Raw genomic sequence first — 12,802 nt, 5'->3', positions numbered from 1 at the left:
GCGGACCGGCCGTGGCCCAACCGGTTTAGGATGCGCGGCATGAGCTTTGGGGGACCGCAGTGGCCGCAGCAGCCGCAGCACGGCCAGCAGCAGGGTCAGCAGCCGTACGGCGGACAGCCGCAATTCGGCGCGCAGCAGCCGTTCGGGGGCGGCTCCGGCGGACAGACACCCGACTGGGGCGCCCTCGCCGACGCCTCGGCCGCCCGGGCCCGCCGCAAGCGCTGGCTGATGATCGGCGGCGGCGCACTGGCCACCCTGGTGGTCGGCGCCATCGTCGCCACGGCCATCGTGACCGGCGGCGGTGAGCCGGAGACCACCGGAAAGAACGGCGGCCCGGTGCCATCGCTCTCCCCCACGGACGATCCCGAGCCGCAGCCGTCGTTCTCCTCGATCGCGCCGCCGCCCCCGCCGAACCCGAAGGACTTCATCTCCAACGAGTCCAAGGACAAGGCGCCGATCAGCCCGGAGTCCCTGTTCCCCGGCAAGAAGCTCACGATGAGCGGCCGGGCGTACGCGAAGGGCCCCACGTCCTCCACCACGAACTGCGCCTCCGTCGGCCAGGGCGGACTGGGCGAGGTGCTGAAGCGGAACGGCTGCGACCGCGTGATCCGGGCGACGTACACCAAGGACGGCGTCGCGATCACCGTCGGCGTCGCGATCTTCTCCACCGAGGCGGAGGCCCTGAAGGCCAAGGCCCAGGCCAAGGGCGGTATCGCCCCGCTCGCGGGCGGCGGCGTCAAGGAGTTCTGCCGCGCCACCGTCTGCCTGCGCCGCGCGAACGCGGTCGGCCGCTACGCCTACTTCACCCAGGCCGGCTTCGCCGACGGCAAGAAGGTCACCACGAAGGACACCCCGATCTTCAAGGCCAGCGACGACCTGGGCAACTTCGTCTTCAACCAGATCTACGCCCGCGGCCGCATGCAGGCCTCAGCAGCAGCCACCGCCCCCGCCGGGCAGTGACCGCTTGTTCCTGGCCTCCCGGTTCCGGGCGGCCAGGAGCTCGTCCGCCGGGTAGCCGACCTCTTCGAGGGTGAGCCCGTGCGGGCGGACGACATGCACCGCGGAGTCCCGCACGCCGGCCGCGAGGACCTTGCCCGGCCAGTCCGCCGGCCGGTGGCCGTCGCCGACGAAGAGCAGCGCGCCGACGAGCGAGCGGACCATGTTGTGGCAGAAGGCGTCGGCCTTGACCGTGGCCTCCAGGATCCCGCCGGGGCGGCGCTCCCAGCGCAGCTCCTGCAGGGTGCGGATGGTGGTCGCGCCCTCGCGCTTCTTGCAGTACGCGGCGAAGTCGTGCTCGCCGATCAGCGCGGCGGCGGCCTCGTTCATGGCGTCCATGTCCAGCGGCCAGTCGTGCCACAGGACGTGCCCGCGCAGCAGCGGGTCGACGCCGCCGGGGTTGTCGGTGACGCGGTAGGCGTAGCGGCGCCAGATGGCCGAGAAACGCGCGTTGAAGCCGCTGGGGGCCTCGGCGACCCTCCAGATCCGTACGTCGTGCGAGAGGCGGCCGGCGAGCCGCCGCAGCAGCTTCTCGCGGTGCTCCTGCCACAGCTCGACGGGCAGGTCGACGTGGGCGACCTGGCCGCGCGCGTGCACGCCGGCGTCCGTGCGGCCGGCGACGGTCAGCTCGTACGTCTCCTTCGACCGGGTGACGGTCCGCAGGGCGTCCTCGATCTCGCCCTGGACGGTCCGCTGCCCGCGGGCCTGCTTGGCCCAGCCGGAGAAGTCCCTGCCGTCGTACGAAAGGTCGAGCCGTACGCGGACGAACCCGGGCTGCACGTCGTCGCTCACGCGGTGTTTCCTCTCAAAGCCTGTGCACAGAGCCGGTACATGCGGAACGGGCCCGCTCCCCGAGGGGTGCGGGCCCGCCCACGAGATCGTTCAGAACGCTCAGGCGTCCTTGGCGTCCTCGGTGGTCTCCTCGGCCTTGGCGGCCTCGTCGGCCTCCTTGACGGCGCGCTTGGCAGCGGCCTCGGCCTCGGCGACGGTCGCCTTCTTGGCGATCTCGCCCTCGACCAGCTCGATCACAGCCATCGGGGCGTTGTCGCCACGACGGTTGCCGATCTTGGTGATGCGGGTGTAGCCACCCGGGCGCTCGGAGTAGCGCGGGGCGATCTCGGTGAAGAGCGTGTGGACGACGCCCTTGTCCGTGATCGACTGCAGCACCAGGCGACGGTTGTGGATGTCGCCCTTCTTCGCCTTGGTGATCAGGCGCTCGGCGACCGGACGCAGGCGGCGGGCCTTGGCCTCGGTCGTGGTGATGCGGCCGTGCTCGAAGAGCGACTTCGCCAGGTTGGCGAGGAGCAGCTTCTCGTGCGCGGCGGAGCCGCCCAGACGGGCACCCTTGGCGGGACGCGGCATGGTGTTTCTCCTTGAGATCTGCCCCGGCCGTATCAGGTACCGGGGTCAGGGCCCCGCAGGCGGATGCCTGCGGGCAGCTATCAGTACTGCTCGGTCTCGACGAAGCCGGCGTCGGCGTCGTCGTCCGCACCGAACGCGTCGGCGGCGGCGGTCGGGTCGAACCCGGGCGGGCTGTCCTTCAGGGCCAGGCCCATGCCGGCCAGCTTCGCCTTGACCTCGTCGATCGACTTCGCACCGAAGTTGCGGATGTCGAGCAGGTCCGCCTCCGAGCGGGCGACGAGCTCACCCACGGAGTGGATGCCCTCGCGCTTGAGGCAGTTGTACGAACGAACGGTGAGCTCGAGCTCCTCGATCGGCAGCGCGAGGTCGGCGGCCAGGGCGGCGTCCGTGGGGGACGGGCCCATGTCGATGCCCTCGGCGTCGATGTTGAGCTCGCGCGCCAGACCGAACAGCTCGACCAGGGTCTTGCCGGCGGACGCCATGGCGTCGCGCGGGCGCATGGCCTGCTTGGTCTCGACGTCGACGATCAGCTTGTCGAAGTCGGTGCGCTGCTCGACACGGGTCGCCTCGACCTTGTAGGTGACCTTGAGCACCGGCGAGTAGATCGAGTCGACCGGGATGCGGCCGATCTCCTGGCCGACCTGCTTGTTCTGCACGGCGGAGACGTAGCCGCGACCGCGCTCGACGGTCAGCTCCATCTCCAGCTTGCCCTTGCCGTTGAGCGTGGCGAGGACGAGGTCGGGGTTGTGCACCTCGACACCGGCCGGGGGCGCGATGTCGGCGGCGGTGACCAGACCCGGGCCCTGCTTGCGCAGGTACATCACGACCGGCTCGTCGTGCTCCGAGGAGACGACCAGCTGCTTGATGTTCAGGATGAGGTCGGTGACGTCCTCCTTGACGCCCGGCACGGTGGTGAACTCGTGCAGCACGCCGTCGATCCGGATGGACGTGACAGCGGCGCCCGGGATCGAGGAGAGGAGGGTACGGCGGAGGCTGTTGCCGAGGGTGTAGCCGAAGCCCGGCTCCAGCGGCTCGATGACGAACCGCGAGCGGTACTCGTCGACAACCTCTTCGGTCAGCGAGGGACGCTGAGCGATCAGCATGTCTGTGATTCCTTCGTTTGTGGACGCCCACTATTTGACGTCCGACTCACCGGGCGGCAGCCCGATACAGGTACTGCAAGGGTACGGGCGGCACGGCCCAAAAGGGACCGTACCGCCCGAACACTCAAAGACGCACAGGCGTCGCTGCGTCAGACGCGGCGGCGCTTCGGCGGGCGGCAGCCGTTGTGCGGGGTGGGGGTGACGTCCTGGATCGAACCCACCTCGAGGCCGGTGGCCTGGAGGGAGCGGATCGCGGTCTCACGGCCGGAGCCGGGACCCTTGACGAAGACGTCGACCTTGCGCATGCCGTGCTCCTGCGCGCGACGCGCGGCCGACTCGGCGGCCATCTGCGCGGCGAACGGGGTGGACTTGCGCGAGCCCTTGAAGCCGACGTGGCCGGCGGAGGCCCAGGAGATCACGTTGCCGGACGGGTCCGTGATCGAGACGATCGTGTTGTTGAACGTGCTCTTGATGTGCGCGTGGCCGTGAGCGACGTTCTTCTTTTCCTTGCGGCGCACCTTCTTGACGGCGCCCTGACGTCCCTTGGGGGGCATCTCTTACTCCTACGGGAGGTGGTCGGTCCTACAGCGAAGACCGTGGACAGTCGTCCGCTGTGGACTACTTCTTGCCCGGCTTCTTCTTACCGGCGATGGCGCGACGCGGGCCCTTGCGGGTACGAGCGTTCGTGCTGGTGCGCTGACCGCGGACGGGCAGGCCACGGCGGTGACGCAGACCCTGGTAGCAGCCGATCTCGACCTTGCGGCGGATGTCGGCGGCGATCTCACGGCGGAGGTCACCCTCGGTCTGGAGGTTGGCGTCCACGTACTCGCGGATCTTGACGAGGTCTTCCTCGGCAAGGTCGCGGACACGGGTGGACGGGTTCACGCCGGTGGAGGCGAGGATCTCCTCGGACCGGGTGCGCCCGATACCGAAGACGTAGGTGAGTGCGACCACCACACGCTTGTCACGCGGGATGTCAACACCGGAAACGCGTGCCATTCAATGGCTCCTGTGTTCTCGGGGGTCTGCCGCAGAACCGGTCCCGACCGCCGTACGAGGTACGAATCGGGTCCCCGGCCCCCGCCGGAGGTGTCGCCGACCCTGTCGGGCTGGGCGGGTTCTGCGTATGTACGAATTGCTATGCGTCGCGCGAAGAACTGCGAGATGCAGGTCGGTCGGCGTGCGTCAGCCCTGGCGCTGCTTGTGGCGCAGGTTGTCGCAGATGACCATGACCCGGCCGTGGCGGCGGATCACCTTGCACTTGTCGCAGATCTTCTTGACGCTCGGCTTGACCTTCATGGGATGTGAGGTTCTCCGGGTCAGTGCCACCCCCCGCGCGGAGGCGGGGTGCGAGCAAGATCTACTTGTAGCGGTAGACGATCCGGCCACGCGTCAGGTCGTACGGAGACAGCTCCACGACGACCCGGTCGTCCGGGAGGATTCGGATGTAGTGCATCCGCATCTTGCCGGAGATGTGCGCGAGGACCTTGTGACCGTTCTGGAGCTCCACCTTGAACATGGCGTTCGGCAGGGACTCGATCACGGTGCCCTCGATTTCGATGGCACCTTGCTTCTTGGCCACGCTTCGCCCTTCGAATCGGCTACCTTGATCGACTCTCGCCTTCGTATGCGGACACACGGGTACACGAGAGCCGACGCATCAGTCTACGTCAGGCCCCTGGAAAAGACGAATCCGTTCAGTCTGCCCAACGCCGGAGATCGTTACGCGTTCGGGTCTCCCGGCCCTCAGGCCCTGGGGGAAGGGTCCGGGGCGGCCGTGACGCCCAGTTCCGCCAGCTTCGCCTTGCCGCCGTCGACGGCGGTGAGGACCAGGGGGCCCTCCTCCGTGAGGGCGACCGAGTGCTCCCAGTGGGAGGACCAGGTGCCGTCCGTGGTGATGACCGTCCAGTCGTCGGCGAGGACCTCGGTGCGCGGGGTGCCGAGGGAGACCATCGGCTCGATCGCCAGGCAGAAGCCGGGGACCAGCTTCGGGCCCTTGCCGCGCTTGCGGGAGACGTAGTTCAGCAGGTGCGGGTCCATGTGCATCTCGGTGCCGATGCCGTGGCCGCCGTAGTCCTCGATGATCCCGTACCGGCCGAGGCTGTGGTCGCCGACGGCCGGCCGCGGCTGACGCTTGATGTACGTCTCGATCGCCCTCGAGATGTCGACCAGCCGGTTGCCGAGCTTCATCGCCGCGATGCCGGCCCACATCGACTCCTCGGTCACCCGGGAGAGCTCGACCAGCTCCGGCGCGTGACCGGTGCCGACGAACGCGGTGTACGCGGCGTCGCCGTGCCAGCCGTCGACGATCGCGCCGCAGTCGATGGAGATGATGTCGCCGTCCTTGAGGACGGTCTTCTCGTCCGGGATGCCGTGGACCACGACCTCGTTCACCGAGGTGCAGATGGTCGCGGGGAAGCCGCCGTACCCGAGGAAGTTCGACTTCGCGCCGTGGTCCGCGATCACCTTGCGGGCGACCTCGTCCAGGTCCTTCGTCGTCGCCCCCGGCACGGCCGCCTCACGGGTCGCCGCGTGGATGGCCGCGACGACCAGCCCCGCCTCACGCATCTTCGCGATCTGCTCGGGGGTCTTGATCTGCACCATCGTGGCCGGGGCCTTTCCTTCTACGTGTACACGGGACAGAACAACGATACGGCCGTGGCGTCCCCGAAGGGTGCCACGGCCGTATCGAACGAGACGGGGTTACTTCTTGAGCGCGGCCATGGCCTTCGCCGTGACCTCGTCCACCTTGCCGAGCGCCGAGATCGTCACGACCAGGTTCTGCGCCCGGTAGTAGTCGATGATCGGCTCGGTCTGGGTGTGGTAGACCTCCAGCCGCTTGCGGACGGTCTCCTCGGAGTCGTCCGGGCGCTGGTAGAGCTCGCCGCCGCAGGCGTCGCAGACGCCCTCGGTCTTCGGCGCGTTGTACTGCACGTGGAACACGTGCGAAGAGTCGTTGCGGCAGATGCGGCGACCCGCGATCCGCTTCACGACCTCGTCCTCGGGGACCTCCAGGTCCAGGACCGCGTCCAGCTGCATGTCCTCGGCCTTCAGCACGACGTCCAGCGCCTCGGCCTGGGCCACGTTGCGCGGGAAGCCGTCGAGCAGGAAGCCGTTGACGGCGTCCGGCTGAGCCATGCGGTCCTTGGCCATCCCGATGGTGACCTCGTCGGGCACCAGGTCGCCGGCGTCCATGTACGCCTTGGCCTTGAGACCCAGCTCCGTGCCCTGCGAGATGTTGGCGCGGAACAGATCGCCGGTGGAGATGTGCGGGATGTCCAGGTTCTTGGCAAGGAACGCGGCCTGCGTTCCCTTGCCGGCCCCGGGCGGTCCGACGAGGACGATTCGCATCAGCGGAGGAACCCTTCGTAATTGCGCTGCTGGAGCTGGCTCTCGATCTGCTTCACGGTCTCCAGCCCGACACCCACGATGATGAGGATGCTCGTCCCGCCGAACGGGAAGTTGGCATTGGCGCCACCGAAGCCTGCCAACGCCATCGTCGGCACAAGAGCGATCAGACCCAGATACAGCGAGCCCGGCCAAGTGATCCGGTTGAGCACGTAGCTCAGATACTCAGCAGTAGGTCGACCAGCCCGGATACCCGGGATGAAGCCACCATACTTCTTCATGTTGTCGGCGACTTCCTCGGGGTTGAACGAGATCGCCACATAGAAGAACGCGAAGAACACGATCAGAACGAAGTACGTCGCGATGTAGTAGGGGTGGTCACCCTTGACGAAGTGCGCTTCGATCCAGGTTTTCCAGCCTGCCGTCGAGCTCGAGAACTGAGCGATCAAGGCCGGGATGTAGAGCAGCGACGAGGCGAAGATGACAGGAATCACACCTGCCTGGTTCACCTTGAGAGGGATGTAAGTGGACGTTCCGCCGTAGGACCTGCGGCCGATCATCCGCTTCGCGTACTGCACCGGAATGCGGCGCTGGGCCTGCTCGACGAAGACCACGAGCGCGACCATCGCGAATCCGACGAGGATCACGGTGCCGAATTCGATCCAGCCGTCGGCCAGGTCGCCCTCGACCTTGATCTTCCACAGCGCGGCGGGGAAGCCGGCGGCGATCGAGATGAACATCAGGATCGACATGCCGTTGCCGATGCCGCGGTCGGTGATGAGCTCGCCCAGCCACATGACGAGGGCGGTGCCCGCGGTCATGGTGATGACCATTGTCACAGTGACGAAGATCGACTGGTCCGGGACGACCTGCCCGGCGACCGTGCAGCCACTGAAGAGGGCGCCGGTGCGGGCCGTCGCGACCAGGCCGGTGCCCTGGAGGATCGCCAGCGCGACCGTCAGGTAACGCGTGTACTGCGTGATCTTCGCCGTGCCGGACTGACCCTCCTTTTTGAGGGCCTCGAGGCGCGGGATGACGACGGTCAGCAGCTGCAGGATGATGCTCGCCGTGATGTACGGCATGATGCCGAGCGCGAAGATGGTGATCTGCAGCAGCGCGCCGCCGCTGAACATGTTCACCAGGCCGAACAGGCTGTTGTTGCCCTGGCTCGCCTCGTCCACGCACTGCTGGACCGAGGTGTAGTCGACGCCGGGCACGGGGATGTGTGCTCCGAGTCGGTACAGCACGATGATGCCGAGCGTGAAGAGCAGCTTCTTGCGCAGGTCGGGCGTCTTGAACGCCCGGGCGAACGCGGTGAGCACGGTGCCTCCTGCGACCCCCGCGTGAGAGCGCGTGAGGTGACGGTTTGTAAGTGAGCGGGGTACTGAACACGGCAGCCGTACGCGGGTGAGCGCAGACTGCCGGGCAACCTAACAGCCGCTACCATACCCGCCCCCACAGCCAGCGGGAAACGTCTCCCGGGCACGTCAACGGCGGTTCAGCCAAGGGCAAACGCGTCCGCTGGGGGTATGCGCGTTTCGTCGGGTCCGCAGCCGTACGGCCGGACCGAGGAACACTCGGACGAGTGACCCCCGGGACAGACGTGAAAAAGCCCGGCCGGCTCCCCCGAGGGGGAACCGGCCGGGCTTCAGTGCCGGCGCACCGGAGCTCAGACGAGCTCGGTGACCGTACCGCCGGCAGCGGTGATCTTCTCCTTGGCGGAGCCGGAGACGGCGTCGACCGTCACCTGCAGCGCCACGGAGATCTCGCCCTGGCCCAGGACCTTGACGAGGCTGTTCTTGCGCACCGCGCCCTTGGCGACCAGGTCGGCCACCGTGACCTCTCCACCCTCGGGGTAGAGAGCGCCGAGCTTGTCCAGGTTCACGACCTGGTACTCGGTGCGGAACGGGTTCTTGAAGCCCTTGAGCTTCGGGAGGCGCATGTGGAGGGGCATCTGCCCACCCTCGAAGCGCTCCGGAACCTGGTAACGGGCCTTGGTGCCCTTGGTACCACGACCGGCCGTCTTACCCTTCGACGCCTCACCACGACCGACACGGGTCTTGGCGGTCTTGGCGCCCGGGGCGGGACGGAGGTTGTGGACCTTCAGCGGGTTCTGCTCCGCCATGTCAGTCGACCTCCTCGACCGTCACGAGGTGGCGGACGGTGTGCACCATTCCGCGGAACTCGGGGCGGTCCTCCTTGACGACCACGTCGTTCAGGCGCTTGAGCCCGAGCGAACGCAGGGTGTCGCGGTGGTTCTGCTTGCTGCCGATGTACGACTTCGTCTGCGTGATCTTGAGGCGGGCCATTACGCACCCGCTCCCGCACGCGCACGAAGCAGAGCCGCGGGGGCGACGTCCTCGAGCGGCAGACCACGGCGAGCCGCGATCTCCTCGGGACGCTGCAGGCCCTTCAGGGCCTCCACGGTCGCGTGCACGATGTTGATCGCGTTGTCGGAGCCGAGCGACTTCGACAGGATGTCGTGAACGCCGGCGCACTCGAGCACGGCGCGCACCGGGCCACCGGCGATAACACCGGTACCGGGGGAAGCCGGCTTGAGCAGGACGACGCCCGCGGCCTTCTCGCCCTGGATCGGGTGCGGGATGGTGCCCTGGATACGGGGGACCTTGAAGAAGTGCTTCTTGGCCTCCTCAACACCCTTGGCGATGGCGGCCGGCACCTCCTTGGCCTTGCCGTAACCGACACCCACGGTGCCGTCACCGTCGCCCACCACGACCAGCGCGGTGAAGCTGAAGCGACGACCACCCTTGACAACCTTGGCGACGCGGTTGATCGCGACTACGCGCTCAACGTACGCGGTCTTCTCGGCGGCAGCGGCGCCACCGTCGCGACCCTTCCGGTCCCGCCGCTCGCCGCCACCGGCACCGCTGCCGCGGCGCTGGGGTCCAGCCATTGGATTACCTCTCTCTGTTACGTCCGTTAGTCCCGGAACCGGGGCTTAGAACTTCAGCCCGGCTTCGCGGGCGGCGTCAGCCAGAGCGGCAATGCGCCCGGCGTACCTGTTGCCACCACGGTCGAACACGACGGCCTCGACGCCGGCGGCCTTGGCGCGCTCAGCGACCAGGGCACCGACCTGCTTGGCCTGCGCGGACTTGTCACCCTCGCCACCACGGACCGACGCGTCCAGGTGCGACGCCGACGCCAGGGTGTGACCCTTGAGGTCGTCGATGACCTGAGCGGTGATACCGCGGTTGGAACGCGTCACGACGAGGCGCGGACGCTCCGCCGTACCCGACACGTTCTTGCGGATGCGCAGGTGACGGCGCGCCTTGGCAGCGCGCTTGTAAGCGTCGCCCTTGGCGATCTTGACACCGTATGCCATGGCTTACTTACCAGCCTTTCCGACCTTGCGGCGGATGACTTCGCCCTCGTACTTGACGCCCTTGGCCTTGTACGGGTCGGGCTTCCGCAGCTTGCGGATGTTCGCGGCGACCTCGCCGACCTTCTGCTTGTCGATGCCCTCGACCGAGAACCTGGTCGGCGACTCGACCTTGAAGGAGATGCCCTCGGGCGCCTCCACCAGGATCGGGTGGCTGTAACCGAGCTGGAACTCCAGGTTGGAGCCCTTCGCGGCGACGCGGTAACCGACACCGCTGATCTCGAGCTTCTTCACGTAACCCGTGGTCACGCCGGTGATCATGTTGGCCACCAGCGTGCGGGACAGGCCGTGCAGGGCCTTGTTCTGACGCTCATCGTTCGGACGGGTGACGTTGAGAACGCCCTCCTCGCCCTTGACGATCTCGATCGGCGCGGCGACGGTGTGGGTCAGGGATCCCTTGGAACCCTTGACCGTGACCGTGCGGCCCTCGATGGTGACGTCCACGCCGGCGGGAACCGTGATGGGGAGCTTGCCGATACGCGACATTGGCTTTTCCTCCGTTCCCGACTACCAGACGTAGGCGAGGACTTCCCCACCCACGCCCTTCTTCTGCGCCTGCTGGCCGGTCAGGAGGCCGTGCGACGTGGAGATGATCGCCACGCCGAGACCGCCGAGAACCTTCGGCAGGTTCGTGGACTTCGCGTAAACCCGGAGGCCCGGCTTCGAGATCCGCTTGATGCCCGCGATGGAGCGCTCACGGTTCGGACCGAACTTCAGGTCGATGACGAGGTTCTTGCCGACCTCGGCGTCCTCGACCTTCCAGCCGGTGATGAAGCCCTCCTGCTGGAGGATTTCCGCGATGTTCGACTTGATCTTGCTGTGCGGCATCGTCACGGAGTCGTGGTACGCCGAGTTCGCGTTACGCAGACGCGTGAGCATGTCTGCGATCGGATCAGTCATGGTCATGAATTGGCCTTCGGCCTCTCTCGCCGGGGTTTCCTGGTGCACCATCCCTCTCCCCGATCCGAGACGGGGCGGGTGCGGTGCGGTGGACCTACGGCGTAGTAAGTCGTACGGGCGGCGGACGCCCAACCCCACAAGCCTACGACATGTGGGGAAGGGCCTCCGCCAGCCCAGTGCTTACCGAGAGACTCCGGTCATCCCTGAAAACAGGGATTACCAGGAGCTCTTGGTCACGCCCGGCAGCTCGCCACGGTGAGCCATCTCACGAAGGCACACGCGGCAGAGGCCGAACTTGCGGTACACGGAGTGGGGGCGGCCGCAGCGCTGGCAGCGGGTGTACGCACGCACACCGAACTTGGGCTTGCGGGCAGCCTTCGCGATGAGAGCCTTCTTCGCCATCTCGCTTACGCCTCCTTGAACGGGAAGCCGAGGTGACGCAGAAGGGCACGGCCCTCTTCGTCGTTGGTCGCCGTGGTGACCACGGTGATGTCCATACCCCGGACGCGGTCGATCTTGTCCTGGTCGATCTCGTGGAACATGACCTGCTCCGTGAGACCGAAGGTGTAGTTGCCACGGCCGTCGAACTGCTTGGGGGACAGGCCGCGGAAGTCGCGGATGCGCGGCAGCGCGAGCGACAGGGTGCGGTCCAGGAACTCCCACATGCGGTCGCCACGGAGCGTGACGTGGGCACCGATCGGCTGGCCCTCACGCAGCTTGAACTGCGCGATGGACTTGCGGGCCTTGGTGACGGCCGGCTTCTGACCGGTGATGGTGGTCAGGTCGCGGATGGCGCCGTCGATCAGCTTCGAGTCACGGGCGGCGTCGCCGACACCCATGTTGACCACGATCTTGACGAGGCCGGGAACCTGCATGACGTTCTCGTACTTGAACTCGTCACGCAGCTTGCCCGCGATCTCCTCGCGGTACTTCGTCTTGAGACGCGGAGTGGTGGTGGTAGCCATCAGATGTCCTCACCCGTCCGCTTGGCAACGCGGATCTTGTTGCCCTCGTCGTCGAAGCGGTAGCCGACACGCGTGACGACCTTCTTGCCGTCCTTCTCCACGACCAGCTGGACGTTGGAGACGTGGATCGGCGCCTCGGTGGTCACGATGCCGCCGGCCTGCGAGGGGCCGGCCTTCGTGTGCTTCTTGACCCGGTTGACACCCTCGACCAGGACGCGGTCCTCGCGGGGGAAGGCCGCGATGACCTTGCCCTGCTTGCCCTTGTCCTTGCCGGTGATGACCTGAACCAGGTCGCCCTTCTTGATCTTCATGCTTACAGCACCTCCGGCGCGAGCGAGATGATCTTCATGAACTTCTTCTCGCGCAGCTCACGGCCGACCGGGCCGAAGATGCGGGTGCCGCGAGGGTCGCCGTCGTTCTTCAGAATGACAGCGGCGTTCTCGTCAAAGCGGATGTACGAGCCGTCCTGGCGGCGGCGCTCCTTGACGGTGCGAACGATGACCGCCTTGACGACGTCACCCTTCTTCACGTTGCCACCGGGGATCGCGTCCTTGACGGTGGCGACGATGACGTCACCGATGCCCGCGTAGCGGCGGCCCGAACCACCGAGAACACGGATGCAAAGGATCTCCTTGGCACCAGTGTTGTCGGCGACGCGAAGCCGCGACTCCTGCTGGATCACGTCTATCTCCTGATTGTCTGCCGGTTCCCGGCCGGGACTTCACGAG

General features: G+C 67.2%; 21 protein-coding genes. 1 reads left to right on the top strand and 20 read right to left on the bottom strand.

The annotated features are described in order from the left end of the window. Positions 1-39: 39 nt before the first annotated feature. Positions 40-960, top strand: coding sequence for a hypothetical protein (locus ABZO31_RS19835; protein ID WP_406862556.1), 921 nt, complete (start codon positions 40-42; stop codon positions 958-960). On the opposite strand, the gene truA is transcribed toward ABZO31_RS19835, so the two are convergent. The 20 genes from truA to rplN form a co-directional block, all read right to left on the bottom strand. Beyond that, positions 928-1,788, bottom strand: a complete 861-nt coding sequence (gene truA, locus ABZO31_RS19830) for a tRNA pseudouridine(38-40) synthase TruA (RefSeq protein WP_406862555.1) — start codon at positions 1,786-1,788, stop codon at positions 928-930. The genes ABZO31_RS19835 and truA overlap by 33 nt on opposite strands. A gap of 99 nt (positions 1,789-1,887) precedes the next feature. Further along, positions 1,888-2,358 carry a 50S ribosomal protein L17 gene (gene rplQ, locus ABZO31_RS19825; protein ID WP_406862554.1) on the bottom strand — a complete coding sequence of 157 codons (471 nt, stop codon included), beginning with the start codon at positions 2,356-2,358 and terminating at the stop codon, positions 1,888-1,890. Positions 2,359-2,438: 80 nt separating this feature from the next. Then, complete coding sequence (locus ABZO31_RS19820) at positions 2,439-3,461, bottom strand: DNA-directed RNA polymerase subunit alpha (protein WP_003956430.1); 1,023 nt, start codon at positions 3,459-3,461, stop codon at positions 2,439-2,441. Between the two features lie 149 nt (positions 3,462-3,610). Continuing rightward, complete coding sequence (gene rpsK, locus ABZO31_RS19815) at positions 3,611-4,015, bottom strand: 30S ribosomal protein S11 (protein WP_017949643.1); 405 nt, start codon at positions 4,013-4,015, stop codon at positions 3,611-3,613. A 64-nt stretch (positions 4,016-4,079) separates the two neighbouring features. Next, positions 4,080-4,460, bottom strand: coding sequence for a 30S ribosomal protein S13 (gene rpsM / locus ABZO31_RS19810; protein WP_384421354.1), 381 nt, complete (start codon positions 4,458-4,460; stop codon positions 4,080-4,082). 186 nt (positions 4,461-4,646) lie between these two features. Then, positions 4,647-4,760 carry a 50S ribosomal protein L36 gene (gene rpmJ / locus ABZO31_RS19805; RefSeq protein WP_003956441.1) on the bottom strand — a complete coding sequence of 38 codons (114 nt, stop codon included), beginning with the start codon at positions 4,758-4,760 and terminating at the stop codon, positions 4,647-4,649. A 61-nt stretch (positions 4,761-4,821) separates the two neighbouring features. Further along, complete coding sequence (infA, locus tag ABZO31_RS19800) at positions 4,822-5,043, bottom strand: translation initiation factor IF-1 (protein ID WP_003956442.1); 222 nt, start codon at positions 5,041-5,043, stop codon at positions 4,822-4,824. Between the two features lie 164 nt (positions 5,044-5,207). Then, on the bottom strand, positions 5,208-6,065 hold the full coding sequence (gene map, locus ABZO31_RS19795) for a type I methionyl aminopeptidase (RefSeq protein WP_406862553.1): 858 nt from the start codon (positions 6,063-6,065) through the stop codon (positions 5,208-5,210). A gap of 99 nt (positions 6,066-6,164) precedes the next feature. Continuing rightward, the gene (locus tag ABZO31_RS19790; protein ID WP_406862552.1) at positions 6,165-6,812 is read right to left on the bottom strand and encodes an adenylate kinase; all 648 of its coding nucleotides are present in this window, start codon (positions 6,810-6,812) and stop codon (positions 6,165-6,167) included. After that, complete coding sequence (gene secY / locus ABZO31_RS19785) at positions 6,812-8,131, bottom strand: preprotein translocase subunit SecY (protein WP_406862551.1); 1,320 nt, start codon at positions 8,129-8,131, stop codon at positions 6,812-6,814. Before secY ends, ABZO31_RS19790 begins: the two co-directional genes overlap by 1 nt. A 347-nt stretch (positions 8,132-8,478) precedes the next feature. After that, entirely contained in the window at positions 8,479-8,934 is a 456-nt protein-coding gene (rplO, locus tag ABZO31_RS19780; RefSeq protein WP_406862550.1) for a 50S ribosomal protein L15, read from the bottom strand. Between the two features lies 1 nt (position 8,935). Further along, positions 8,936-9,118, bottom strand: a complete 183-nt coding sequence (rpmD, locus tag ABZO31_RS19775) for a 50S ribosomal protein L30 (RefSeq protein WP_005313525.1) — start codon at positions 9,116-9,118, stop codon at positions 8,936-8,938. Next, on the bottom strand, positions 9,118-9,723 hold the full coding sequence (gene rpsE, locus ABZO31_RS19770; protein WP_030201551.1) for a 30S ribosomal protein S5: 606 nt from the start codon (positions 9,721-9,723) through the stop codon (positions 9,118-9,120). The genes rpmD and rpsE overlap by 1 nt, the downstream gene beginning before the upstream one ends. 45 nt (positions 9,724-9,768) lie before the next feature. Beyond that, positions 9,769-10,152: a 50S ribosomal protein L18 gene (gene rplR / locus ABZO31_RS19765; RefSeq protein ID WP_362523678.1), complete on the bottom strand. Its 384-nt coding sequence runs from the start codon at positions 10,150-10,152 to the stop codon at positions 9,769-9,771. Between the two features lie 3 nt (positions 10,153-10,155). Continuing rightward, complete coding sequence (rplF, locus tag ABZO31_RS19760; RefSeq protein ID WP_406862549.1) at positions 10,156-10,695, bottom strand: 50S ribosomal protein L6; 540 nt, start codon at positions 10,693-10,695, stop codon at positions 10,156-10,158. A 21-nt stretch (positions 10,696-10,716) separates the two neighbouring features. Then, positions 10,717-11,115 carry a 30S ribosomal protein S8 gene (rpsH, locus tag ABZO31_RS19755; RefSeq protein WP_406865410.1) on the bottom strand — a complete coding sequence of 133 codons (399 nt, stop codon included), beginning with the start codon at positions 11,113-11,115 and terminating at the stop codon, positions 10,717-10,719. Positions 11,116-11,325: 210 nt separating this feature from the next. Then, positions 11,326-11,511 (bottom strand): type Z 30S ribosomal protein S14, encoded by a 186-nt coding sequence (locus ABZO31_RS19750; RefSeq protein ID WP_003956452.1) that lies wholly within the window; start codon positions 11,509-11,511, stop codon positions 11,326-11,328. Positions 11,512-11,516: 5 nt separating this feature from the next. Continuing rightward, positions 11,517-12,074, bottom strand: coding sequence for a 50S ribosomal protein L5 (rplE, locus tag ABZO31_RS19745; RefSeq protein ID WP_392817838.1), 558 nt, complete (start codon positions 12,072-12,074; stop codon positions 11,517-11,519). Continuing rightward, positions 12,074-12,385 (bottom strand): 50S ribosomal protein L24, encoded by a 312-nt coding sequence (gene rplX, locus ABZO31_RS19740; protein WP_406862548.1) that lies wholly within the window; start codon positions 12,383-12,385, stop codon positions 12,074-12,076. Before rplX ends, rplE begins: the two co-directional genes overlap by 1 nt. Before the next feature lie 2 nt (positions 12,386-12,387). Continuing rightward, complete coding sequence (gene rplN / locus ABZO31_RS19735; RefSeq protein ID WP_003956455.1) at positions 12,388-12,756, bottom strand: 50S ribosomal protein L14; 369 nt, start codon at positions 12,754-12,756, stop codon at positions 12,388-12,390. Between the last annotated feature and the right edge of the window lie 46 nt (positions 12,757-12,802).

Source organism: Streptomyces solicamelliae, from assembly GCF_045348655.1.
GTDB classification, from domain to species: Bacteria; Actinomycetota; Actinomycetes; order Streptomycetales; family Streptomycetaceae; genus Streptomyces; species Streptomyces solicamelliae.
The sequence above is the reverse complement of the archived record's forward strand: the minus strand, read 5'-3'. Positions and strand labels throughout refer to the sequence as shown.